Annotated in this window: 23 protein-coding genes; 11 read left to right on the top strand and 12 right to left on the bottom strand. The window is 64.5% G+C overall.

The genetic code is table 11. The features are described from left to right. Window positions 1-10: 10 nt before the first annotated feature. From mazG to P5703_RS06620, 5 genes are all read right to left on the bottom strand, one after another. Complete coding sequence (mazG, locus tag P5703_RS06640) at window positions 11-841, bottom strand: nucleoside triphosphate pyrophosphohydrolase (RefSeq protein ID WP_285585910.1); 831 nt, start codon at window positions 839-841, stop codon at window positions 11-13. A 167-nt stretch (window positions 842-1,008) separates the two neighbouring features. Beyond that, on the bottom strand, window positions 1,009-3,252 hold the full coding sequence (relA, locus tag P5703_RS06635) for a GTP diphosphokinase (protein ID WP_011913776.1): 2,244 nt from the start codon (window positions 3,250-3,252) through the stop codon (window positions 1,009-1,011). Window positions 3,253-3,357: 105 nt separating this feature from the next. Further along, a complete protein-coding gene (rlmD, locus tag P5703_RS06630) occupies window positions 3,358-4,710 on the bottom strand; it encodes a 23S rRNA (uracil(1939)-C(5))-methyltransferase RlmD (protein ID WP_279644894.1) in 1,353 nt (450 codons plus the stop codon). A 42-nt stretch (window positions 4,711-4,752) separates the two neighbouring features. After that, window positions 4,753-5,655 carry a cysteine synthase CysM gene (gene cysM / locus P5703_RS06625; protein WP_041755916.1) on the bottom strand — a complete coding sequence of 301 codons (903 nt, stop codon included), beginning with the start codon at window positions 5,653-5,655 and terminating at the stop codon, window positions 4,753-4,755. 103 nt (window positions 5,656-5,758) lie between these two features. Then, entirely contained in the window at window positions 5,759-6,652 is an 894-nt protein-coding gene (locus P5703_RS06620; protein WP_011913779.1) for an HTH-type transcriptional regulator ArgP, read from the bottom strand. Between the two features lie 137 nt (window positions 6,653-6,789). Between P5703_RS06620 and P5703_RS06615 the strand changes: the two genes are divergently transcribed. From P5703_RS06615 to P5703_RS06595, 5 genes are all read left to right on the top strand, one after another. Continuing rightward, window positions 6,790-7,416 (top strand): trimeric intracellular cation channel family protein, encoded by a 627-nt coding sequence (locus P5703_RS06615; protein WP_013983289.1) that lies wholly within the window; start codon window positions 6,790-6,792, stop codon window positions 7,414-7,416. A 96-nt stretch (window positions 7,417-7,512) separates the two neighbouring features. Then, window positions 7,513-10,269 carry a response regulator gene (locus P5703_RS06610; protein WP_285590100.1) on the top strand — a complete coding sequence of 919 codons (2,757 nt, stop codon included), beginning with the start codon at window positions 7,513-7,515 and terminating at the stop codon, window positions 10,267-10,269. A gap of 71 nt (window positions 10,270-10,340) precedes the next feature. Next, the gene (mnmC, locus tag P5703_RS06605; RefSeq protein ID WP_234493261.1) at window positions 10,341-12,323 is read left to right on the top strand and encodes a bifunctional tRNA (5-methylaminomethyl-2-thiouridine)(34)-methyltransferase MnmC2/FAD-dependent 5-carboxymethylaminomethyl-2-thiouridine(34) oxidoreductase MnmC1; all 1,983 of its coding nucleotides are present in this window, start codon (window positions 10,341-10,343) and stop codon (window positions 12,321-12,323) included. 104 nt (window positions 12,324-12,427) lie between these two features. Beyond that, a complete protein-coding gene (locus tag P5703_RS06600) occupies window positions 12,428-12,985 on the top strand; it encodes a Tll0287-like domain-containing protein (RefSeq protein ID WP_234493260.1) in 558 nt (185 codons plus the stop codon). Window positions 12,986-13,158: 173 nt separating this feature from the next. Further along, window positions 13,159-13,914, top strand: coding sequence for a sulfite exporter TauE/SafE family protein (locus P5703_RS06595; RefSeq protein WP_014820023.1), 756 nt, complete (start codon window positions 13,159-13,161; stop codon window positions 13,912-13,914). Here P5703_RS06595 and P5703_RS06590 read toward each other — a convergent pair. After that, on the bottom strand, window positions 13,908-14,144 hold the full coding sequence (locus tag P5703_RS06590; protein WP_042928001.1) for a DUF1127 domain-containing protein: 237 nt from the start codon (window positions 14,142-14,144) through the stop codon (window positions 13,908-13,910). The genes P5703_RS06595 and P5703_RS06590 overlap by 7 nt on opposite strands. A 96-nt stretch (window positions 14,145-14,240) precedes the next feature. Between P5703_RS06590 and P5703_RS06585 the strand changes: the two genes are divergently transcribed. Next, entirely contained in the window at window positions 14,241-15,095 is an 855-nt protein-coding gene (locus P5703_RS06585) for a LysR substrate-binding domain-containing protein (RefSeq protein ID WP_003303972.1), read from the top strand. Window positions 15,096-15,107: 12 nt separating this feature from the next. On the opposite strand, the gene P5703_RS06580 is transcribed toward P5703_RS06585, so the two are convergent. Next, window positions 15,108-15,485 (bottom strand): transcriptional regulator, encoded by a 378-nt coding sequence (locus P5703_RS06580; protein WP_101274139.1) that lies wholly within the window; start codon window positions 15,483-15,485, stop codon window positions 15,108-15,110. A 144-nt stretch (window positions 15,486-15,629) separates the two neighbouring features. Between P5703_RS06580 and P5703_RS06575 the strand changes: the two genes are divergently transcribed. Then, the gene (locus P5703_RS06575) at window positions 15,630-15,923 is read left to right on the top strand and encodes a hypothetical protein (RefSeq protein ID WP_014820020.1); all 294 of its coding nucleotides are present in this window, start codon (window positions 15,630-15,632) and stop codon (window positions 15,921-15,923) included. 16 nt (window positions 15,924-15,939) lie between these two features. Here P5703_RS06575 and P5703_RS06570 read toward each other — a convergent pair whose 3' ends face one another. Further along, window positions 15,940-17,271 carry a DEAD/DEAH box helicase gene (locus tag P5703_RS06570; RefSeq protein ID WP_285585897.1) on the bottom strand — a complete coding sequence of 444 codons (1,332 nt, stop codon included), beginning with the start codon at window positions 17,269-17,271 and terminating at the stop codon, window positions 15,940-15,942. Window positions 17,272-17,419: 148 nt separating this feature from the next. On the opposite strand from P5703_RS06570, the gene P5703_RS06565 reads away from it, so the two are divergent. Further along, window positions 17,420-17,851, top strand: coding sequence for an anti-virulence regulator CigR family protein (locus tag P5703_RS06565; RefSeq protein WP_014597136.1), 432 nt, complete (start codon window positions 17,420-17,422; stop codon window positions 17,849-17,851). Between the two features lie 30 nt (window positions 17,852-17,881). Here the strand turns inward: P5703_RS06565 and P5703_RS06560 are convergent, their stop codons facing one another. Beyond that, entirely contained in the window at window positions 17,882-18,202 is a 321-nt protein-coding gene (locus tag P5703_RS06560) for a 3-phosphoglycerate kinase (RefSeq protein WP_108241982.1), read from the bottom strand. Between the two features lie 61 nt (window positions 18,203-18,263). Here P5703_RS06560 and P5703_RS06555 point away from each other — a divergent pair, with 61 nt between their 5' ends. From P5703_RS06555 to P5703_RS06545, 3 genes are all read left to right on the top strand, one after another. Continuing rightward, window positions 18,264-19,172, top strand: a complete 909-nt coding sequence (locus tag P5703_RS06555) for a LysR family transcriptional regulator (protein WP_014820018.1) — start codon at window positions 18,264-18,266, stop codon at window positions 19,170-19,172. Window positions 19,173-19,200: 28 nt separating this feature from the next. Continuing rightward, the gene (locus tag P5703_RS06550; RefSeq protein WP_279645023.1) at window positions 19,201-19,755 is read left to right on the top strand and encodes a peptidylprolyl isomerase; all 555 of its coding nucleotides are present in this window, start codon (window positions 19,201-19,203) and stop codon (window positions 19,753-19,755) included. Between the two features lie 97 nt (window positions 19,756-19,852). Beyond that, complete coding sequence (locus P5703_RS06545; RefSeq protein WP_014597140.1) at window positions 19,853-20,275, top strand: DUF6306 domain-containing protein; 423 nt, start codon at window positions 19,853-19,855, stop codon at window positions 20,273-20,275. 9 nt (window positions 20,276-20,284) lie between these two features. Here P5703_RS06545 and P5703_RS06540 read toward each other — a convergent pair whose 3' ends face one another. The 3 genes from P5703_RS06540 to P5703_RS06530 all read right to left on the bottom strand — a co-directional run bounded on the left by P5703_RS06540 (window position 20,285) and on the right by P5703_RS06530 (window position 24,098). Beyond that, the gene (locus tag P5703_RS06540) at window positions 20,285-21,415 is read right to left on the bottom strand and encodes a GNAT family N-acetyltransferase (RefSeq protein WP_151320597.1); all 1,131 of its coding nucleotides are present in this window, start codon (window positions 21,413-21,415) and stop codon (window positions 20,285-20,287) included. A gap of 39 nt (window positions 21,416-21,454) precedes the next feature. Continuing rightward, the gene (locus tag P5703_RS06535) at window positions 21,455-22,657 is read right to left on the bottom strand and encodes an ISL3 family transposase (protein WP_285585726.1); all 1,203 of its coding nucleotides are present in this window, start codon (window positions 22,655-22,657) and stop codon (window positions 21,455-21,457) included. Window positions 22,658-22,811: 154 nt separating this feature from the next. Further along, window positions 22,812-24,098 (bottom strand): OprO/OprP family phosphate-selective porin, encoded by a 1,287-nt coding sequence (locus P5703_RS06530; RefSeq protein ID WP_014597142.1) that lies wholly within the window; start codon window positions 24,096-24,098, stop codon window positions 22,812-22,814. Window positions 24,099-24,131 lie beyond the last annotated feature (33 nt).

Raw genomic sequence — 24,131 nt, 5'->3', positions numbered from 1 at the left:
CGCGCCGTCTTCAGCCGCAGGACGGCGACCGCTCGGCCTTCTTGGCTTCGCCCCAGAGGGCGTCCAGCTCTTCGAGGTCGCAATTCTCGATGGGTCGTCCCGCGTCCCGCAAGGCCTGTTCGATGAAGCGGAAGCGCCGCTCGAACTTGCCGTTGGCCGCACGCAGGGCGTTTTCCGGATCGACCTTGAGATGGCGCGCCAGGTTGACCACCACGAACAGCAGGTCGCCCAGCTCTTCGGCGATGGCCTGCGGATCGTTTTCGCTCATCGCCTCCAGCACTTCGTCCAGTTCTTCGCGCACCTTGTCCACCACCGGCAGCGCCTCGGGCCAGTCGAAGCCCACCTGGGCGGCGCGCTTCTGCAGCTTCGCCGCGCGACTGAGCGCCGGCAATGCGCTGGGAACGTCATCGAGAAGAGACAGCTGCTCGGGCGCGGCGGCTTTCTCGGCGCGCTCCTCGGCCTTGATCTCCTCCCAGCGCCGCTTGATCGCCGCCTCATCGAGCCGCGGAAGTTCCGGCGAGCCGTACAGGTCACCATCCGGAAAGACATGCGGGTGTCGGCGCACCAGCTTGCGGGTAATGGCATCGACCACCGTGGCGAAGTCGAAGCGCCCCTCCTCCCGGGCCAATTGGCTGTAGTAGACGACCTGGAACAGCAGATCGCCCAGTTCGCCGGGGAGATGCTCGAAGTCGCGACTTTCGATGGCATCGGCCACCTCGTAGGCCTCCTCCAGCGTGTGCGGGACGATACTCGCGTAGTCCTGTTGCAGATCCCAGGGGCACCCGTGCTGCGGATCGCGCAGCCGGGCCATCAGGTGTAGCAGGTCGGGGAGTTGGTACATGGGATTCCTCAAGGAGACTTGGCTATCGACGGTCGCTCAGCACCGGGCGTCGCGAGCGAAGAGCCGGCCCGGCGAACGCCTACCGAAAAGCGGAGTTGGCTATTGCCAATGCGCATTTTTCGGTAGGCCTTCAACTACACCGGATCGAGCGCAGCCGTTCGGAATGATCAGGAAGCGCGCTGACGCTTGGCCTCGATGATATTCGGCAGCTGCGAAATACGGCTGAGCAGGCGCCCCAGGGCATTCAACCCCGGGATCTCGATGGTCAGCGTCATCTGTGCGGTGCTGTCTTCCTTGTTCGAACGGGTGTTCATCGACAGCACGTTGATGCGTTCATTGAGCAGCATCTGCGAGATATCACGCAGCAGACCGGCACGGTCGTACGCGCGGATCATGATCTCGACCGGATAGGTCTTCTCCGGCACCGGGCCCCAGCTGACCTGGATGATCCGCTCCGGCTCGCGACCGGCCAGCTGCAGCACCGACGGGCAGTCTTGGCGGTGGATGCTGACACCGCGGCCCTGAGTGATGTAGCCGACGATCGGGTCGCCCGGCAGCGGCTGGCAGCAGCCAGCCATCTGCGTCAGCAGGTTGCCGACGCCCTGGATCTGCACATCGCCACGCTTGCCGGGCTTGTGTGGCGCGGAACGCCGCGGGATCAGCTCCAGCTGATCGTAACCGCGCTCCGGCTCGACCAGCTGCTGGGCCATGTTGACCAGATGCGCCAGGCGCAGGTCGCCGGCACCAAGGGCGGCGAACATGTCCTCGGCGTTCTTCAGGTTGGCCTTTTCGGCCAGCTTGTCGAAATCCACCGGCGGCAGGTCCAGGCGGCTCAGCTCGCGTTCCAGCAGCGCCTTGCCGGCGGCGACGTTCTGGTCGCGCGCCTGCAGCTTGAACCAGTGAACGATCTTTGCCCGCGAACGTGACGTGGTGATGTAACCCAGGTTGGGGTTCAGCCAGTCGCGGCTCGGCGAGCCGTGCTTGCTGGTGATGATCTCCACCTGCTCACCGGTCTGCAGGCTGTAGTTGAGCGGGACGATGCGGCCGTTGACCTTCGCCCCGCGGCAGTTGTGGCCGATCTCGGTGTGCACCCGGTAGGCGAAATCCAGCGGTGTCGCGCCCTTGGGCAGGTCGATGGCATGGCCATCCGGAGTGAACACATAGACGCGATCAGGCTCGATGTCGACGCGCAACTGGTCGGCCAGGCCGCCGATATCGCCCAGCTCTTCGTGCCATTCGAGTACCTGACGCAGCCAGGCGATCTTTTCCTCGTAGTGGTCCGAACCGGAATTGACGTCGGTGCCCTTGTAGCGCCAGTGCGCGCAGACCCCCAGTTCGGCCTCCTCGTGCATGGCGTGGGTGCGGATCTGCACCTCCAGCACCTTGCCCTCGGGGCCGATCACCGCGGTATGCAGCGAGCGATAGCCATTCTCCTTGGGGTTGGCGATGTAATCGTCGAATTCCTTGGGAATGTGCCGCCACAGGGTGTGCACGATACCCAGCGCGGTGTAGCAGTCACGCACTTCCGGAACCAGCACACGAACGGCGCGAACGTCGTAGATCTGGCTGAACTGCAGGCCCTTCTTCTGCATTTTTCGCCAGATGGAATAGATGTGCTTGGCGCGTCCGTCGATTTCCGGCTGAATGCCGGCCGCGGTCAGTTCGTCCTTGAGCTGCTGGACGACATTGGTGATGTACTGCTCGCGGTCGAGGCGACGCTCGTGCAGCAGCTGGGCGATCTGCTTGTACTGCTCCGGCTCGAGGTAGCGGAAGGACAGATCCTCCAGCTCCCACTTGATGTGGCCGATGCCCAGGCGGTGGGCCAGCGGTGCGTAGATGTCGAAGACCTCGCGGGCGACACGCTGGCGCTTCTCGTCGTCGGCCAGCTTCACCGCGCGGATGGCGCAGGTGCGCTCGGCCAGCTTGATCAGCGCGACGCGGACGTCGTCGACCATGGCCACCAGCATCTTGCGCAGGTTTTCCACCTGCGCCTGGGACCCGAGCACCAGCGATTCGCGCGGGTTGAGGCTGGCGCTGATCGCCGCCATGCGCAGCACACCTTCGATGAGCTTGGCCACCACCGGCCCGAAGCGCTGGTGCACATCGGCCAGCTGAATCTTGCCCTCACGCACGCCGCGGTAGATGACCGCAGCGACCAGGCTGTCCTGATCCAGTTTGAGGTCAGCGAGGATCTCGGCGATCTCCAGGCCGATCTGATAGCTGGAGGTGCCTTCGCTCCAGAGGTTCTGCGCGGCATTGGCCTGCTGTTCCGCTTCGCGGGCGAACTCGCAGGCCTCCTTCAGCGCCGCACGGTCGAGTGCCGGGTCCATCCCCAACACATGATCGAGCCAGCCATCCAGGTTGATGCTGCCGTCCGTATTGATCGGCTGAACCGCTCTGACCTGTACCATCTACCTTCCCTTCTGCGCAGCATCTGCGCCATGAACGCCGGCATTCTGCGTGCCGGTCGGTTGAACCACAGGCCAGTCGCCTGTCAAAAAATACTGCGCCGAGCGTCAATCCCGCTCGAACAACGCCATGGCCTCGGCGTGGGCCGTCTGCGGGAACATGTCCAGCAGCCCGGCACGCTTGAGGCGGAAGCCCTGGCTGGCCAACTCGCGCGCATCGCGCGCCAGGGTGGCCGGATTGCATGAAACATAGACCACGCGGCGCGCCTGGAGCTGCGTCATCTGCCGGACGATCTCCAGCGCACCGTCACGGGGCGGATCAAGTAGCACAGCATCGAACCCGCTGCGCGCCCAGGGTGCGTCGGCAAGCGGCTTCGACAAGTCCGCCCGATAAAAGTGCACCTGTTCGAGGCCGTTGCGCTGCGCGTTGTCCTGCGCCCGCGCCACCATCGCCTCGACACCTTCCACCCCCACCACCTGCGCGCCCTGACGCGCCAGCGGCAGGCTGAAATTGCCCAGCCCGCAGAACAGGTCCAGCACCCGCTCCCCCGCGCTGGCGCCCAACCAGCTCAGCGCCTGGGCGACCATCGCCTCATTCACCGGCGCATTGACCTGAACGAAATCTCCCGGCCGCCAGGCCAGCTCCAGGTCCCAGGCCTCAAGGCGGTAGCCCAGCGCCTGCCCGGGCACATCGGCTTGCGGATCGCCCTCGCCCTGCAACCAGAGCTGTGCCTGATGGGCGCGGGCAAAGGCCCGCAGGCGCACCAGGTCGATCTCCGGCAGCGGCGCGGTATGGCGGATCAGCACGGCCTCGGCGGTGCCGCTGAACAGCTCCACATGGCCGATGGCCTGCGGCTTTGTCAGCCCGTGCAAGGCCTCGAGCAACCCCGGCAGCAGCGTCTGCAAGGGCTGTACCAGAACCGGGCACTGGTCGATGGCGACGATGTCCTGGCTGGCCGTGGCACGAAAGCCCACCTCCAGGCGCTTGTCCCTGGTGTGCCAGCGCACCGCCAACCGGGCTCGACGTCGATAGCCGAAAGCCGGACCGGTCAACGGCTCGGCCCAGCGTTCCGGCTCGAGCTCGGCCAGGCGAGCGAGCTGCTCGCCCAGGGTGCGTTGCTTGAGTGCCAGCTGATCGTCGATGGCGGCATGCTGCAGGGTGCAGCCGCCACAACGGCGAGCGAAGGGGCATGGCTCGTGCTGGCGCACCGCACTGGGTTCGAACACCCGCTCACAGCGGGCATCGACGATCTGGCTGCGCGCGTTCAACACGCGCGCTTCGACGGTTTCACCAGGCAATGCGCCTTCGACGAACCAGGTGCGCCCCTCGACGAAGGCGATGCCACGGCCGTCATGGGCAAGCCGCTCGATGCTCAGCCGTTGCTTCTTGCCAACCGGCACCTGGGGCTTGCGCTCGCCGCCGCTGGGTTGAAAGCGCAGAGCGCCGCTACGTTTGGCCATCAGCGGCCCCCTGCGTTATGGGAATGCCGGCCAGCAAGCCGTTCAATTGGGTGCGTCATAAACGCCGGTCGACAGATAGCGGTCACCGCGATCGCAGATGATCGCCACGATCACCGCGTTCTCCACCTCCTGCGACAGACGCAGAGCCGCGGCCACCGCGCCGCCGGAGGACACACCGCAGAAGATGCCCTCCTCGCGCGCCAGGCGGCGCATGGTTTGCTCAGCCTCGTCCTGGGACATGTCGACGACGCGATCGACCCGCTCGGCCTGATAGATCTTCGGCAGGTATTCCTGCGGCCAACGTCGGATGCCGGGGATCGCCGCGCCTTCCATCGGCTGCAAGCCGACGATCTGCACCGCCGGGTTCTGCTCCTTGAGGTAGCGGGACACGCCCATGATGGTGCCGGTGGTGCCCATCGAGCTGACGAAATGGGTGATACCGCCAGCGGTCTGCTGCCAGATCTCCGGGCCGGTGCTGCTGTAGTGGGCTTCCGGGTTGTCGCCGTTGGCGAACTGATCGAGCACCTTGCCGCGCCCCTCGGCCTGCATCTGCAGCGCCAGGTCGCGGGCGCCTTCCATGCCCTGCTCCTTTGTCACCAGGATCAGCTCGGCGCCATAGGCGGTCATCGCCGCCTTGCGCTCGGCGCTGGAGTTGTCCGGCATGATCAGGATCATCCGATAGCCCTTGATCGCGGCCGCCATGGCCAGGGCGATACCGGTGTTGCCGGAGGTCGCCTCGATCAGCGTATCGCCCGGCTGGATATCACCGCGCAGCTCCGCCCGGTTGATCATCGACAGTGCCGGGCGGTCCTTGACCGAGCCGGCCGGGTTGTTGCCCTCGAGCTTGACCAGGATGGTGTTGCTGGTCTTACCCGGCATCCGCTGCAGGCGAACCAGCGGGGTGTTGCCGATGCAGTCGGCAATGGTCGGATAGTGTGTAGTCATGGCGTCGCACGGCATCTGAGAAGGTCGACATGATACCGGCAACACTCGACGACGGGCAGACGTATCGGCCACGCGGCGTCGCGCCCGCAACAGACGAACCCGCTCAGGGTCGCGCCAGGATCTTCGGCGCCGCCTCGATGATCTGCCGCGACAGATGTTCCATTCGCGGCGATTGCACCTTCCAGGTATGCCAGTAGAGCGCGATCTCCAGCGGTTCGTCGGCGGCCAGATCGACCACCTCGCCAGCGCGTAGCGCCTCATGCAGCAACAGTTCGGGAACCATGCCGTAGCCCAGGCCGTAGCGGATCGCGCTGAAGTGGGGCTCGGCACCCGGTACGTAATGACAGGGATAGGCACCTTCGGGCAGGCCGAAGCGACGCAGCAGGAACGACGACTGCAGGGTGTCCTTGCGCGTGTAGGCCACCACCGGCGCCTTGCGCGCGGCGTTGCGGGTCAGCCCGTTGGCGAAGTGCTTCTGGCGAAACTCGCTGGAGGCCACCAGGCGGTAGCGCATGCTGCCCAGCGGGCTGGCGCTGCAGCCGCGCATCGGTTTGGGCTCGGTGCTGATGCAGCCGATCGCCAGGCCGGTCTCCAGCAGGCTGTATGTGTGATCCTGGTCCTCCACCGTCAGGTCCAGCAGCACCCGCTCGCGGATCAGCACCTCGGCGAGGGCCGGGAAGAACCAGGTACCCAGGCTGTCGGCATTGAGCGCCGCGACCACCACCAGCGGGGCATCGCTGCGTTCGGCCAGATCGGCCAGCAGGTCGGCTTCCAGCAACGAGGCACGTTTGAGGTACTGCAGCAGACGCTGCCCAGTTTCGGTGGGCCGACATGGCCGGCTGCGCACCACCAGCGCGCTGCCGAGCGCGCTCTCCAGCGCGCGAACCCGCTGCGAGATGGCCGGCGGGGTCAGGTGCAGACGCTGCGCTGCCTGCTCGAAGCTGCCGGTACGGATGACGCTGCGAAACGCCTCGGTCTGCTTTGGGTCGAGATTCATGCCGTCCGCCAGATAAGAAAATGTTTGTATGGCCTAAAAATACTTAGCCACGTCAAATAACGCCATGCTTGCCCCATAATCGCGCACATCGAGCTGCCCCGCCCCAACCGCGGGCAGCGTAGCCTCGGAGAGTCGTCGTGGAACTGCTGCACACCATCTACCTGATCGCCATCACGGCTGAAGCCATGTCCGGAGCCATCATGGGCATGCGCCGCGGCATGGACCTGTTCGGCATCTGCCTGCTCGGCACGGTGACGGCACTGGGTGGCGGGACGGCGCGCGACGTACTGCTCGGCCACTACCCGGTCGGCTGGATCGCCCACCCGGAGTACCTCACCTTCACCATCGGCGCGGCGATCGTCACCGGCTTCATCGCGCGCCACCTGCATCACCTGCGCATGGTCTTCCTGCTGGTGGACGGTCTGGGCCTGGTGGCATTCACCGTGATCGGCTGCGATGTCGCCATGGGCATGGGCGCGCATCCGTCCATCGTGGTACTGGCCGGCGTGATCACCGGCATCTTCGGCGGCCTGATGCGCGACGTGCTCTGCAACCAGGTGCCGATGGTGCTGCAACGCGAGCTGTATGCCACCGTGGCGCTGTTCACCGGGGTGTTCTATGTCGGCATGCTCTGGCTGGAGATCAACACCACCCTGGCCACCCTCGCCGCGCTGGGCAGTGGCTTCCTGTTCCGCGTGCTGGCGATGACTTTCAGCTGGAAGCTGCCGGACTTCAACGGCAAGGACATCCGCGGCCTGGAATGATCGAAGGTGCGGCGACCGGGCTTGATCGCACCAGCAGATTCGCCACGTCCGAGCCGCTACACTAGCGCGCTCGCAATCCCGGATCGGTGAATGGATGTGCTGAAAGACCTAGGAATTCGTGGCCGCGTGCTGATGCTTACGCTGCTGCCCAGCACCCTGCTGGCAGTGGTACTCGGCGCCTACTTCACCTGGATGCAATTGTCGGAAATGCGCCTCCAGCTCGACGAGCGTGGCCAACTGATTGCCGAGCAGCTCGCGCCGCTGGCCGCCCCGGCGATGAACCTGGGCTACGACAAACGCCTGCAGCGCATTCTGACCCAGGTGCTGGACCAGGCCGACGTTCGCGCAGTGACCATCCTCGACCCCGAGCGCGTGCAGCGGGTGCATGCCGGGCCGCGCATGCTGACCCCGCCACCACCGGGCGATCCGGAAGGGCTGACCCGCGTCAGCAGCATGGACCATACGCGCATCCTGATGCCGGTGCTCAGCCGTCACCTCAACCTAGCCGACGAAGCCCGCGGGCCGGAAGAAAAGCTCATCGGCTGGCTGGAGCTGGAACTGTCACACCACAACACCCTGCTGCGCGGCTATCGCAGCCTGCTGACCAGCCTGTTCCTGGTCGGCACGGGGCTGATCATCACCGCGCTGCTCGCGCTGCGCATGAGCCGCGCCATCAGCCTGCCGCTGCAGCGCGTCAAGGCCGCGGTCGCCCAGCTCAAGGACGGCCATCTGGAAACCCGCCTGCCGCCGTTGGGCAGCCATGAAATGGATGAGCTGGCGTCCGGCATCAACCGCATGGCCGAGGCGCTGCTCAGCGCCCGCGAAGAACTGCAGCAGAGCATCGACCAGGCCACCGAGGACGTGCAGCAGAATCTCGAAACCATCGAGATCCAGAACATCGAGCTGGACCTGGCACGCAAGGAGGCGCTGGAGGCCAGCCGTATCAAGTCCGAGTTCCTGGCCAACATGAGCCACGAGATTCGCACCCCTCTCAATGGCATCCTCGGCTTCACCCAGCTGCTGCAGAAGAGCGACCTGACGCCGCGCCAGCAGGACTACCTGGGCACCATCGAGAAATCCGCCGACAGCCTGCTCGGGATCATCAACGAGATTCTCGACTTCTCCAAGATCGAGGCCGGCAAGCTGGTGCTGGATACCATTCCGTTCAACCTGCGCGACCTGATCGAGGACACCCTGACCATCCTCGCACCGGCGGCGCATACCAAGCAGCTGGAGCTGGTCAGCCTGGTCTATCGCGACACGCCGCTGTCGCTGGTCGGCGACCCGCTGCGCCTCAAGCAGGTGCTGACCAACCTGATCAGCAACGCCATCAAGTTCACCAACGAAGGCACCATCGCCGTGCGCGCCATGGTCGAGGACGACAATGCCGAGCGCGCCCAGCTGCGCATCAGCGTGCAGGACACCGGCATCGGCCTGACCGATCAGGACCTGCGCGCGCTGTTCCAGGCCTTCAGCCAGGCGGACAACTCCATGTCGCGCCAGCCCGGCGGCACCGGCCTCGGCCTGGTCATCTCCAAGCGGCTTATCGAGCAGATGGGTGGCGAGATCGGTGTCGACAGCATCCCGGACGAGGGCTCCGAGTTCTGGATCAGCCTCAGCCTGCCCAAGGCCCGCGATGATGCCGAAGACCTGCCCCACCCCGCCCTCCAGGGACGCCGTATCGCCCTGCTGGAGCAGCACCCACTGGCTCGTCAGGCCCTGCAGCACCAGCTGCACAGCCTTGGCCTCGAGGTGCAGACCTTCGACACGCTCGACCAGATGCAGAGCACCATCAGCGCCCGCCGCCAGAGCAGTGAACTGATCGATCTGGCCGTGCTCGGTGTTACCAACCGAGAGATCGAGCCGCAGGCGCTCAGCCGCCGACTGGCGGAGATCGAGGCGCTCGGCTGCAAATGCGTGGTTCTCTGCCCGACTACCGAACAGGCCAGCTATCACGATGCGCTGCCCGAAGCGCACAGCTACACCCAGCTGCAGGGCAAGCCGGCCTGCACACGCAAGCTGCAGCGCGTGCTGGTGGAGCTGGTGCGGCCCAACCAGGCCTACGCCGAGCCCGCCGCTGCCGCGCCCAGCCGCGCCGCCCAGGTGCTCTGCGTCGACGACAATCCGGCCAACCTCCTGCTGGTCAAGACTCTGCTCGGCGACATGGGTGCCGACGTGGTGGCGGTGGACAACGGCCCTGCCGCGCTGGAGGCGGTCAAGCAGCATGCGTTCGACCTGATCCTGATGGACGTGCAAATGCCCGGCATGGACGGCCGACAGGCCACCGAAGCCATTCGCCACTGGGAGCACACCAACAACAGCGCGCCGTTACCGATCATCGCGCTCACGGCTCATGCACTGGCGAACGAGAAACGCTCGCTGCTGCAGAGCGGCATGGACGACTACCTGACCAAGCCGATCAGCGACCGGCAGCTCGCCCAGGTGGTGCTGAAGTGGACCGGCCTGGCCCTGCGCAGCCAGCCGCAGCGTGCAGCGGAGCCGCCGCAGCAGGCTGAACCGAGCCTGAAAGTGCTGGATGAGGAAGAAGGCCTGCGCCTGGCGGCAGGCAAGGCCGATCTCGCCGATGACATGCTCGGCATGCTGCTGCAGTCACTGGAAGGCGACCGCCGAACCATTCGCGAAGCCCGCCAGGCAGGGGATCGCCAGGCGCTGATCGAGCGCGTGCACCGCCTGCATGGCGCCACCCGTTATTGCGGCGTGCCGCAGTTGCGCAACGCCTGTCAGCAGAGCGAGACCCTGCTCAAGCAGAACCATCCGGACAGCGAGGCCGCGCTCGACGAGCTGGACGCCGCCATCAGCCGCCTGGAGCAGGAAATCCAGGTCGACAGCTGATCGACCGCGCCGGGTGCCTCATCTGCGCCCGGCGACGCCCATCGCGTTGCACCGTTCTTTCAGGAACCAGCATGAACGACCACCCCGCTTCCGACGCCTTCCAGCATGCCGAACTCGACTGGGACGAGAACGGCCTGCCGCAGTCCCGCCAGTACGGCGACGTGTACTTCTCCCGCGCCAGCGGCATGGCCGAGACCGAACATGTGTTCCTCACGCAGAACGATCTGCCCCAACGTTTCGCCGCGCTACAGGACAACCAGCGCCTGGTGATTGGTGAGACCGGCTTCGGTACCGGGCTGAACTTTCTTTGTGCATGGCATCTGTTCGAGCGCGTAGCCCACCCGCAGGCGCGGCTGCACTTCATCAGCGTCGAAAAGCACCCGCTGACCCGCGAGGACCTGCAGCGCGCACTGGCGCTGTGGCCGGAGCTGCGAGAGCAGTCCGAGCAACTGCTGCAACAGTACGTGGCGCTGAACCCGGGCTATCAGCGTTTCGTCTTCGCTGGCGGCCGCGTTGTGCTGACCCTGCTGATCGGCGACGTGCTCGAATGCCTGTCGAGCCTGGATGCGCAGGTCGATGCCTGGTTCCTCGACGGCTTTGCCCCGGCGAAGAATCCGCAGATGTGGCAACCGATGCTGTTCGCCGAGCTGGCCAGGCTTTCCGCGCCCGGCGCAACGCTGGGCACGTTCACCAGCGCCGGCTTTGTGCGGCGCGGCCTGATCGAGGCCGGCTTCGACATGCAGCGGGTGCCCGGCTACGGCCACAAGCGCGAGATTCTGCGCGGGCGCCTGCGAGCCGCCAACGTCAGCATTTCGGACAAGCCCTGGTTCGCTCGCCCGGGCTATACGACGGCCGAACGCCACGCGGTAATCGTCGGCGCCGGCCTGGCCGGCTGCGCGACGGCTGCATCGCTGGCCGCCCGCGGCTGGAAGGTGACGGTCCTCGAGCGCCACGCCGCGGCGGCACAGGAAGGCTCGGGCAACCCGCAAGGCGTGCTCTACCTCAAGCTTTCTGCCCACGGCACCGCACTGTCGCGGCTGGTGGTCAGCGGCTTCAGCTACACGCGCCGGTTGCTGAGCAATCTGCAAGCAGGCCAGGACTGGCAGGCGTGCGGCGTACTGCAACTGATCTACGACGAAAAGGAGCGCGAACGCCAGGCCGAGCTGGCGGCAGCCTTCCCGGCCTCGCTGGTCCATCCGCTGTCGCGCGAAGCCGCTGAGGCGCTGGCCGGAGTGGCCCTGGCCGAGGGCGGATTGTTCTACCCCGAAGCCGGCTGGGCCAACCCACCGGCGCTATGCCAATGGCTGCTGCAGCGACCGGGAATCGAGCTGCACAGGCATCATGAAGCGCTCGAACTGCGCCGTAATGGGCGATCCTGGCAGGTGCTGGGCGGCCAAGCGTTGTTGGCCGAAGCGCCCGTGGTGGTCCTGACCGGCGCGGCGGACGCCGCGCGCTTCAGCCAGAGCGCCTGGCTGCCGCTCAAGCGTATTCGCGGGCAGATTTCCTGCCTGCCGGCGAACACCCAGAGCGGCCAGCTGCGCACCGTGCTGTGCGCCAAGGGCTACGTCGCGCCACCCCGAGATGGCACGCACACGCTGGGTGCCAGCTTCAACTTCCAGCAGACCGACGATACCCCCAGCGTCGCCGAACACCAGGCGAATCTGGAAATGCTCGAGCAGATTTCAGCGGATCTGTACCAGCGTCTGCAGGCGGACCCGCAACGTACCGAGGAGCTGCACGGGCGCGTGGCATTTCGCTGTACCAGCCCGGACTATCTGCCGCTGATCGGGCCACTGGCCGAGCCCGAGGCCTTCGCCGAAACCTATGCGGCGTTGGGCAAGAACGCCCGTCAGTCGCTACACGCGCCCTGCCCGTGGCTCGACGGGCTCTACGTCAATACTGCACATGGCTCGCGCGGAATGATCAGCGCCCCGCTGTCCGGCGAGCTGCTGGCCGCTTGGCTGGACGACGAACCGTTGCCGTTGCCTCGGGACGTCGTCGAAGCCTGCCACCCCAATCGTTTCCTGCTACGCAAGCTGATTCGCGGCACCTGAGACGCTCCGATGCCCGAGCCGCTGCCTACCGCAGGCTGTGACTTGCATCGTGCGTCGCCCGCACGGATACTCCCCCCACTATATTTCACATCCTGGGAGGAATCATGAAATCACTGTCTTTGCTGACGCTCGGCTGGTTTGCATTGCAGGCCCACGCCGCGCCTGACGTCGATACCGAGCAGCTGCGCGGCGAGGCTGCCAGCCTGATTCCACCGTTCCAGCAGCAGTTGCTTGGCACGGTCAAGCAGGCGATGGCAGACGGTGGCCCGGCGGAAGCCGTCAAGGCATGCCGTCTTCTCGCGCCGGAAATCGCCAGCCAGCATAGCCAGGCGCCCTGGAAGGTAGGCCGCACCGCGCTGAAGCTGCGCAATCCGGACAACGCGCCAGACACCTGGGAGCGCTCGGTGCTGGAGCAGTTCGCCAAGCGTTCGGCTGCAGGTGAACCGATCGAACAGCTCAAGCATGGTGAGATAGTGGCAGGCGAGTACCGCTACATGCAGGCGATCGGCACCGCTGAGGCCTGCCTGGGTTGTCACGGCGAAAAGTTCAAGCCGGAGCTGGTGGAGCTGATCGACCGGCACTACCCGCAGGATCAGGCCCGCGGGTTTCGCGAGGGCGATCTGCGCGGCGCCTTCACCCTCAGCCGTGCCCTGCCACGCTGATAGGCCTTACACTCCGTCGGCGGGTGCGTGGCACCGCTGCGACCCGCCGTTCATCCAAGGAACGCTCGCCAGCGCGAGCGTACCAACGATGGACGATGGAACGCTGACGACGGAGCACGCATGCAAACCGATACGGTCCCTACCATTCCCCTGGCATCCGGCAGCCTTGCCTGATGGACGTTCTACTGCTGGAAGCACTGGGAATCGGCCTCATTCTCGGCCTGTTGCTTGGCCTCACCGGCGCCGGTGGCTCGTTGGTCGCCCTGCCCCTGCTACTCAGCCTGCACCTGCCATTGCGCGATGCCATCGGCGTCAGCCTCGGTGCGGTGGCCATGTCCGCACTCATCGGCGCGATTCCGCGGGCGCGGCTCGGCCAGGTCGCCTGGCGCCCGGTCATGCTGCTGGCTGTCTGCGGCTTGCCGGGCAACGCTGCCGGTCAATGGCTCGGGCAGTTCATACCGGAGCGCGCACTGATCATCGGTTTCTGCCTGTTGGTGCTGTGGTCCGCCTGGCGCATGTGGCGCGGCGCCAACCTGCCGGCCAAGGAGAACGTCGAGGATCGACAGCTGGCGCTGCTGGGCATCGGCGTTGGCGTTGGCCTGCTCTCCGGGCTGATGGGTGTCGGCGGCGGCTTTCTCATCGTCCCGGCACTGCTCTGGTTCACCTCGCTATCGCTGCTCAGCGCCATGGCCACCTCGATGGCGGTGATCGCCGTCGTCAGCGGCGGTGGTTTCCTGCTCTACCTTACCGATGCCGAGCCACCACTACCGCTGCTCGGCGGCCTGGCGCTGGGCGGTGCCTTCGGTGTGCTGGCCGGTAACCGCCTGGCGCAATACCTCAACAGCAGTCTGCTGCAGCGCCTGTTCGCGCTCATGTTGGTCACCGTCAGCCTGTCGCTGGGGATTCAAAAGCTGGTGCTGGGTCACTGACGATCAGGGTCGTCCCAGAACGGCCGGTTCGCTTCCCATTCGATGTCGGCACGGCTGCGGCCGATGTCCTTGAGCATGTCGTCACCGAGCGCGGCCAGCTGGCGCCGTTGGCGTGCCAGTTCGTTCCAGCGCTGCAGCTTGTGCCAGGCCTGCAGCAGCAATCCCGGCGCGGGTGCCCGAAGTGCCTTCGGCAGGTGGAAAGATTGCAAAGCGACTTTGTGCATGTTCATCACGACGCCCTCCAGTTGGATTGGCGTCAGTCTCGCGCCCGGATTAAGATCAATCCAACGAATGTTCCTGATGCCTTGCATCTCGAGGATTGATGAATGGCCAACTACCCGAATATCGACACCGAGCTGCTGCGCAGCTTCGTGGCCATCGCTGACCACGGCGGTTTCACCCGTGCCGCGGCCGCGGTGAACCGCACCCAGTCGGCGGTGAGCATGCAGATGAAACGCCTGGAAGAGGATGTGTTGCAGCGTCCGCTATTCGAGCGCAATGGTCGGCAGGTCAGGTTTACTGCCGAGGGCCAGATACTGCTGGGCTACGCGCGGCGCATTCTCAAACTGCACGGCGAAGTCATGACCACCCTGCGCCAGCCACACATGGTCGGCGCGGTGCGCATCGGCACGCCGGACGATTACGTCATGCGTTTTCTACCCGGCATTCTTTCGCGCTTCGCCCAGGCGTATCCGCTGGTGCAGGTCGAGGTGCATTGCGAGCCATCGACCCAGTTGTTGCAGCGACGGGATCTGGACCTGAGCATCGTCACCCGCGAACCGGGAACCGAGATTGGCCAGTTGCTGCGCCAGGAGCACGTCGTCTGGGCCGCCGCCCCGGGCTTCGACCTGCATGAGCATCGCCCCCTGCCGCTGGCAACGTTCAATACCGATTGCTTCTGTCGCGCCTGGGTATGCAACGCGCTGGATGCGCGGGAAATCGAGTACCGGATCGCCTATAGCAGCCCGAGCCTGTCGGCGATCATGGCGATCGTGGGTGCAGGATTGGCGCTGACCGCACAGCTGCAAAGCCTGATTCCTGCCGATCTGCAGATACTCGGTGAAAAGGAGGGCCTGCCGCGCCTGCCTCAGACCAGCATCGTGCTGCTGCGCAACCCGCAGCAGCAGTCGCCGGTCAGCGAAACGCTCGCCGGCTACATCGCCGATGGCTTTCGCCTGTAACGACAACGCCGGTCATGGGCGACCGGCCGCCATCTCGTCGAACACTTCCGGCACCAGCGCCGCATCGCCCTTGTCCGCCAGGTGCTGGCGCTGCGTCTCCTGCGGATCGTCGAGGATCGCCAGCAAGCGCGAGCCGCGCTCGGTCAGGACGAAATTCTCGCCATTGCCGCCCTCCTCCTCGGGCCGCGAAACGATGAAGCCACCTTCGAATAGCAGACTTTCGTAATCGGCCGCTTCGGCACGCAGGCTGTCAAGATTCGGCATCGGCTGACCTTCACTTTCCATCTGCGTCGCATGTTCTTCGGCGTAGTGGCGCGGCTTGAAACTGTCATTGGCGCCGCGTTGAACTTCATGCAACAGGCGCTGGATAAGGCCCCAGTTATAGCTCATGGTCGTTCTCCCTCAGCAGATGTTCGCCTCGCGAATGAGGCGCCTACTGATTGGGACCGTTCACCATGGCGACCGGTTCGTTGTCTGAACTAAAGCGGCTGTGCTGCGATCCACCGTTCAGACCGATTGAACGAGGAGCGAGCCATGAAACTGCTGATGATTGCCCTGACCGCCGCCGCGCTGGCCAGCCCGACTGCGCACGCAGCGTGCACCCCGGACGAAGTGAATGCCAAGGCCGAACAGCTGGCTGAGCGCGTCAACCAGCTCACCGAGAGCAATCCGGAGCGCGCCAAGGAGATAAATGAGGAGATTCGCCAGATGGAAGCCAAGCGCACCGCCGACCAGTTGGGCGACGAGTGCGAGGCCTATGACAAGCGCCTGAAGCAGATCGAGGAAGCGGAACGCGAGGCAGATATGCCGGCTGACGCTCAGCGCTGAGGCTGAAGGCCGACGGTTACTCGGCCGTCGGCTTCTTGCGCTTGAGCGGTGCCATTCCATCCTGGCTCACCACCGGCGATGGTGACTCGCGCTTGGCGCCGTTCGGGCGCTTGCCGGCAGGCTTGGACTTCTTCTCTACGCCCTTTTTCTTGTCGATCTTTTTCTTCTTGCTGCCAGCGGCCTTGCCCGAAGCCTTGAGGTTCTTCGGCCCCTGATAGGTGCCTTTCAGCCCCTTGATCACCCGCTTCTCGAAGCGCTGCTTGAGGTAGCGCTCGATGCTCGACATCAGGTTCCAGTCGTTATGGCAGATCAGCGAGATCGCCAGGCCCTCGGCGCCGGCGCGTCCAGTACGGCCGATGCGGTGCACGTACTCGTCACCCGAACGCGGCATGTCGAAGTTGATCACCAGGTCCATGCCCTCGATATCCAGGCCGCGCGCAGCCACATCGGTGGCCACCAGCACCTTCACACCGCCCTGTTTGAGCCGCTCGATGGCGAGCTTGCGCTCCTTCTGGTCCTTCTCCCCGTGCAACACGAAGACCTTGATGTCACCTGCCACCAGATGACCGTACAGACGATCGGCCTGGGCGCGGGTGTTGGTGAAGATGACCGCCTTCTGATAGGTCTCGTTGGCCAGCAGCCAATGCACCAACTTTTCCTTATGCGCCGGATCGTCGGCGGTGATGATCTGCTGCCGGGTCGACTCGTTCAGCTCGCTGACGCGGTTGAGCTGAAGGTGCAGCGGATCATTCAGCACCTTGGCGACCATCTCGCGCAGCCCGGCGCCCCCACTGGTGGCAGAGAACAGCAGCGTCTGCTGACGCTTTTCGCATTCGCCTACCAGACGCTGCATGTCTTCGGCAAAACCCATGTCGAGCATGCGATCAGCCTCGTCGATCACCAGAACCTCGACATCCTTGAGGATCAGGTTGCCCGCGTTCAGATGCTCGATCAGCCGGCCCGGCGTGCCGATCAGCACGTCCGGCACCTTGCGCAGCATCGCGGCCTGGACCTTGAAGTCCTCACCACCGGTGATCAGGCCGGACTTGATGAAGGTGAACTGCGAGAAGCGCTCGACTTCCTTGAGGGTCTGCTGGGCCAGTTCGCGGGTCGGCAACAGGATCAGCGCGCGCACGTCGACCCGCGGCTGGGCATCGCCGATCAGACGGTTGAGCATCGGCAGCACGAACGCAGCCGTCTTGCCACTGCCGGTCTGGGCCGTTACACGCAGATCGCGCCCTTCCAGCGCCGGCGGAATCGCCGCCACCTGCACCGGGGTCGGCTCGACGAATTTGAGTTCGGCGACGGCCTTGAGCAGGCGTTCGTGCAGGGCGAATTGGTCAAACAAGGGAGCTACCTCGGAGGTCGAAAAGAACGATGGCATAGGTTACCCGGTCTGCCCGGCAAAGGCGCGTTCTGTAACAGCCGGCATGTTTTCTCTGGCAAACACAGGCTAAGCTGACAAAGCGAAGCGGCTTAATGCCCAGGAGGTTCGCATGAACTCGATGAAGCGGATCGCGCTGCTGGCCGGCGCGCTTTCACTGGCACTCTCCACGGTGACGGCGGCGCAGCCGAACAACGATCACCCCGGCAACAGTAAGTACAAGGCTCAGCGCGGCCAGGGGCAGGCGCCGGCGCAGCAATATCATCACCAGGGGCCGTCCGTGGATATCGGCGCGGTTCGCATCACGCTGCGCAACCACCGCGAGCTGCTCATGCCGCCATCGTCCCTGCCCCCTGGCATCCAGAAGAACCTGGCGCGCGGCAAACCACTACCGCCGGGCATCGCCAAGAACCTGGACAATCGCCTGCTCGGCCATCTGCCACGCTACGAAGGCTATGAATGGAAGCAGCTGGGGCGTGACGTGATCCTGGTGGCCATCGCCACGGGCATCGTTTACGAAATCCTGGAGAACGTACTGGATTGATCCCGTACGGCTGGCGCCTTGGCGGCCGAGCTACTTCGGTTCGCAGGTCAGTTTGATGCGCAACCGGATCACGTCGCGCTTGAACTTCGACGTCAGCGCCTTGCGCTCACCGGGTTGCAGCTCCGTGCGCCGGGTACGCGGTGCCTCCGGACCGTTCCGGAACACGGCAGTGCAAACGGCTGCCATTTCCCCGTAGTTGTGCAGCAGAAGGCCGGCGAGATCGCGATCGATGACCTGCGGCGTCACGGTGACTTCGGCGCCGTTGAGCTGCTGGTCGATGTCCACGGGATAGGAGGCGGCGCTGGCCGCAGAAGGCAGCAGGGCAAAGAGTAGGTAACCGATTGTTTTCATTTTGACTGGGCTCCTCTACAGAGTGGCCAGCCTAACAGACCTTGCTAAAGGAACCGAAGGAATGAAAGTGCCCCGTGTGACCCTCGATCAGTGGCGCACCCTGCAGGCGGTCATTGATCACGGCGGCTTCGCCCAGGCGGCCGAAGCGCTGCATCGGTCGCAGTCGTCGGTCAGCTACACCGTGGCACGCATGCAGGAACAACTGGGCGTGCCGCTATTGCGCATAGACGGGCGCAAGGCAGTGCTGACCGAGGCAGGAGAAGTGCTGCTGCGCCGGTCGCGACAGCTGGTCACACAGGCCAGTCAGCTGGAAGAACTGGCGCACCACATGGAACAAGGCTGGGAAGCCGAGGTGCGCCTGGTTGTCGATGCCGCCTACCCCAGCGCCAAGCTGATCCAGGCCCTCACCGAGTTCATGCCGAAGAGCCGCGGCTGCCGGGTGCGCCTGCGCGAGGAAGTGCTCTCCGGGGTCGAGGAAGTGCTCAAGGACGGCACCGCGGACCTCGCCATCAGCGGCCTGGACATCACCGGCTATCTGGGCAGCGAGCTCAGTACCGTGGAGTTCGTCGCCGTGGCACACGCCAACCATGCCCTTCACCAGCTCGGACGCAAGCTCAGCGTGCAGGACCTGCAGAGCCAGATGCAGATCGTGGTGCGTGATACGGGCCTGCGCCAACCTCGTGATGCCGGATGGCTGGGTGCCGAACAGCGCTGGACGGTGGGCAGCCTGGCGACGTCCGTAGCCTTCGTCAGCAGCGGTCTGGGCTTCGCCTGGCTGCCCCGGCATCTGATCGGGCGCGAACTGGCCGAGGGCATACTCAAGCCGCTGCCACTGGTCCAAGGCAGTATTCGCCGGCCACTGTTCTATCTCTACACTAACCACGACAGACCGCTCGGGCCGGCTACCCGGATTCTCATCGAGCTGATCAAGACGTACGATGCTGGCCAGGCCACTCCACTGGCCGGCTGACAGCTTCCCCAACATCAGGAAAGACATCATGTTGAAACGCATTGCCCTCGCCGCCTGTACCGTACTGCTGGCCGGCAACCTGCTCGCTGCCGAAAATCCTCGCGTGCTGCTGACCACCAGCCTGGGTGAGATCGAACTGGAGCTCGAGGCGGAAAAGGCGCCGGTCAGCGTCGAGAACTTCCTCGGCTACGTCGATAGCGGTTTCTATGACGGCACCGTGTTCCACCGCGTCATCCCTGGCTTCATGGTCCAGGGTGGCGGCTTCGGCGAAGGCCTGAACCAGAAGCCGACCAAGGCCCCGATCAAGAACGAGGCGGACAATGGGCTGCACAACGTGCGCGGCACCGTCGCAATGGCCCGGACCCAGAACGTGAATTCGGCTACCAGCCAGTTCTTCATCAACCATCGCGACAACGATTTCCTCGATCACGGTGGCCGCGACTTTGGCTACGCGGTGTTCGCCAAGGTCGTACGCGGCATGGAGGTGGTCGACCAGATCGCCCAGGTGCCCACCGGCAACCGCGCCATGATGCAGAACGTGCCACTGACTCCGGTGAAGATCATCACCGCGAAGAAGCTCTGATCCCCGAAGGGCCGGTTCACCGGCCCTTCGCATTTACGGCGGCGCGTACCCCGCTGCCGCCAACGTGCGAAACCCTCAACCGACAGGAGATCGCGATATGACTACCCCGCAAAGCCCGCTGAACACACCGGAAGGCGAAGCCCAGCTGCTGCAGGACCTGCTCAGCGCCGAACGCGCGGGCGCCAAGGTTGCCGGCGAATCGCTGCAACAGGCCACGGACCCGGAACAGCGGCAGCTACTGGAGCAGATCCGCCAGGGCGAGATCGAGAGCTGCAAACTGTTGCTCAACTGTCTGCAGCATCTGGGCGTGGAGCCCAACAAGGACACCGGCGCCTTCTACGGCAAGGCGATGGCCATCGAGTCGCTGGACGACCGTCTGCCGTTCGTCGACAAGGGGCAGCAATGGGTGATCCGCAAGCTGCGCGAGTACCTGCCGGGTTGCCAGGACCCCCTGCTGCGCAGCGAATTGCAGCGCATGCTGGATATCCACGAGGAAAACAGCGCCGCGTCCCACGCCTGACGCAAGTGGCTAGCTGCCGGCCTGCCGGTACGGCAGCGCCTGCCGCGCCGCCTCGGCATAGGCCAGCACACCGACGCGCTCCTGCTGCAGAAAATCCGTCACCGCGGCTCGCAAACCGGGGTGCTGCAGGTAATGCCAGGAGCGCGTGATCACCGGTTCGAAGCCACGAATGAGCTTGTGCTCGCCCTGCGCGCCGGCATCGAAGCGCTGCAGGCCGTCCGCGATGGCCTGGTCGATGCCCTGGTAAAAACAGGTCTCGAAGTGCAGACGGTCAAACTCCGCCAGGCAGCCCCAGTAACGGCCGTATAGCCCGCTGTCGTCACGCAGGCTGAAAGCCATCGCCACCGGGCGCGCACCCTGCTGGGCCAACACCACCCGAATCGCCTGCGGCATGCGTTCGGCCAGCAGGCTGAAGAAGGCGCGGGAGAGGTACGGTGCCTGCCCGCGCACCTGATAGGTATTGGCATAGCACGCGTAGACGAAATCCCATTCCGCCTCGCTGAGCTGATGGCCTTCGCGCCAGTCGAAGACGATGCCCTGCCCCGCCACCTGCTCGCGTTCCTTGCGCAGCTGCTTGCGCTTGCGTGAGGTCAGCGCATCGAGAAAGTCCTGAAAGTCCCGATAGCCCCAGTTATGCCAGTGAAACTGACAACCGATGCGCTCCAGCCAACCCTCCCGGCCAGCCAGCAGCTGATCGGCCTGTGGCTCGGTGAAGTTCACATGGACTCCGGACATTTCCTGGGCATCCAGCTGCTCGGTGAGCCCATCGAGCAGCGCTGCCGCCGCCTCGACATCGCCGAGCAGACGCTGGCCTGCGACCGGTGTGAAGGGTACGGCGCACAGCAGCTTGGGGTAATAGCGGATGCCGGCCCGCTGGCAGGCATCCGCCCACGCCCAATCGAACACGTACTCGCCGTACGAATGAAACTTGCGATACAGCGGCAAGGCTGCCTGCAACGCGCCCTGCGGGTCGCGCAGCAGGAGATGGGCAGGTTGCCAGCCGCTACGCCCACCCACGCTGCCGCTGTCTTCCAGCGCGCAGAGGAAGGCGTGACGAAGGAAGGGCTGATCATCGCTCAGCAGCGCATCCCATTCGGCGGGAGGCAGTTCGGCGAGGCGGTACAGGGTCTGGATAGGCATGCGCGCAGTCTGGCCTGTCCCGCAGGCGAAAAAAAAGGTTCATCGCGCTTTCCCGGGGAAGGCGGCCTTGATTTTCAGAAAGAAGTATTCCGAGTCCCGAAATCCATAGGCCATGCGCTTGATCACCTTGATGCGGTTGTTAACACCCTCAAGGACGCTGGTATGCATGTGGAAGTGAGCACTGGCAAGGATGCCTCGGGCGTATTTGCGCAGGTTGCGAGCGAAGCGTTGCAGCGGCGCGAGGCCGCTCTCGCGAGCATGTCGCAGCCAGGTTCGCCAGCGTCGCCAACCCTCTCGTACGCTGGGGGCGTACCAGACATCCTTCAAGGCATCCTTGAGTACATAGACCGTAGCCAGCGGCTGGTTCGCTGCGAGCAGTTCCTGTAGCTGCACGGCCTGTCCGTCCTTCAGGTTGTCGCGATTTCGCAGCAGCAGCCAACGACTCTGCTTGACCGCCTTTCGTGCCGGCTTGTCTTCGCGCAGGAGGTTGGCCTGGTCGACCCGGATACGGTCGATCACATCCCGGCCGTAGCGCGCGACGACGTGAAACAGGTCGTACACCACTTCGGCCTGCGGGCAATGTTGCTTTACCTCCAGGCCGAAAGCCGTGTTCATGTCCATGGCCACCGCCTCAATCTGCTGGCAGTGCTCGCCGAGCAATTCAAAGAACGGGCGGATCGCCTCACGGCTGTTGCCGTGGCCGACCCACAGCACCCGTGTTCGCTCGGCATCCATGATGACCGTGGCATAGCGATGCCCCTTGTGCAGGGCGAACTCGTCCATCACCAACCGGCGGACACCGCTTGAATCGAAGGTGCCTACCTCGGCTTCCAGGCGTCGTTTATCGAGCGTCTTGAGGGTGTGCCAGTGCAGGCCGGTGAGCCGGCTGACGTGGCTGATCGGCAGCAGCCGCAGCAGGCTTTCGAGCCAGACCCGTAACCGCCGGGTCAGGCGAGATGCAGGCTCCAGCCAGTCGATCCGCTCGGTCACCCGACCACAGTTCAGGCAATCGACTCGGCGCACGGGTAGTTGAAGCAGGACGCGCTGATCGAACAGATCGCGATCACGCACCAGACGAATCCGGCGCTCGTGAATCAACGGGCTGAGCTGACCACAACGCCCGCACCTGGGCACTGAACCGGCTTGAGGCTCAAGCTCAATCAGAAGGGAGTTGTTGGCAGATGAACGGCAGGCAACGACGTCATAGCCTGGCCAGAACGAGGCAAGATCAATAGGATGCACGGCGACAGCAGGGACAGGTGAAGGGTGTGTTTGGCGACTGCCAATTTACCTGCTTCCCTGACTGTCAACTCGCTCTTCCCCCAGAGTCCGCGAAGAACCAAAAAAAGCCCCGCCAGGGCGGGGCTCAATGGAGCATCACGGATGAGGTGATGTTTTAGAACACGTACTGTGCGCGCAGACTGATGGCATCGCCATCGTCGTCGCCATTTGCGTTTACCACGTCATCTACACTTGTCTTGAGATAGTTAGCAGAAATCTTTACTGCTTCGTTGGCGTACCAGTTCACACCAACAGTGTGGGTCTTGGCGCCGGCTTTAGCGCTGTCCAGCGCACCGACATAACCGCTCGGTAAAACACCGGTTTTATCGACGGTGATGTCCTCGAAGCGGTAGAACACTTCCCAGGCGCCGGTGCGCTTGTTTTCCGGCTTGATCTTGTCGAACTTGCCGCCATCGAGCTTGTAGGAGCGCGACTCACCGGTGAGGGTGTATGCCAGCTGGACGTTGTAGCCGGTGGCTTCGAGGTCTTCGAAACCTTCCATGGCGTCGACGGTACGGGTCCGGTATTCGCCCTGCACCGAGAACGGGCCGATCATGTAGGCCGCCTCCAGGCCCCAGACCTGATCGGTGCCGTCGGTGCGAGTGCCGCCGAAGGTGGCGCGGTTGCCGTTGGCACTGTCTTCGGTGGTGCCACGCACGGACAGGCGCGGACGAATGCGTTCCAGGTAACCTTCTTCCAGGTCACGCTGACCGAAGCTCGCGCCCAAGTGCAGCACCTGGTCCTTCTCGACGATCGGGGCGATCACGCCACGCAGCACGAAGCTGGTGTTGTTGGCGCCATCTTCGTCCTCGAGCATGTCGACGCCGTCGCCACCATCCTGACGATAGGCACCGGCCTCGCCGTGGAACATGCCGACAGTGGTACGCACGCGGATGCCTTCGCCGTCTTCGCTGTTCACCCAGGGCGCCAGGTCATAGAGCGCCGAGCGCTCGATCGCAGTGATCCACTTGGAGCTGGTCGCCCATTCCAGGCCGAAGGTCGGCCTGATGCGGCCAACCGAAATCTGAACCGGCTCCCAGCCGTTGTAATGAATGGCCAGCTCGCGCCAATTGCTGGAATCGTCGCCAAAGTTGCGCTGGAAGGTGTAGCCCCAATCGGTGAAGGCAACACCGGAAATCTCCAGACGCGCACGACGTAAGTAGGTCTCATCTGCGCGCTCGCCGTTCTGGGTGTAGAAACCATCGAAGCTGTCGGCATCAGCCTGCAGACGGCCATTGATCTTGAACGAGAACTCCTTGTCGGTGGTTCCGACCTCCAGGCCGCCCTTGGTCTTGATAACGAGATCGGCGCCGTCGGTGGTGACGGTACCGGCGAAAGCCTGGGCGGAAACGGCCAGAGCCAGGGCGCTGGCAGCGAAACCGGCGAAGTGCTTACGGATCATCAAAATTCCCCTTTATGTTTAGCGTCGGAAACA

Source organism: Stutzerimonas sp. FeSN7 (assembly GCF_030263795.1).
In the GTDB taxonomy this organism is placed as follows: Bacteria; Pseudomonadota; Gammaproteobacteria; order Pseudomonadales; family Pseudomonadaceae; genus Stutzerimonas; species Stutzerimonas stutzeri.
The sequence above is the reverse complement of the archived record's forward strand: the minus strand, read 5'-3'. Positions and strand labels throughout refer to the sequence as shown.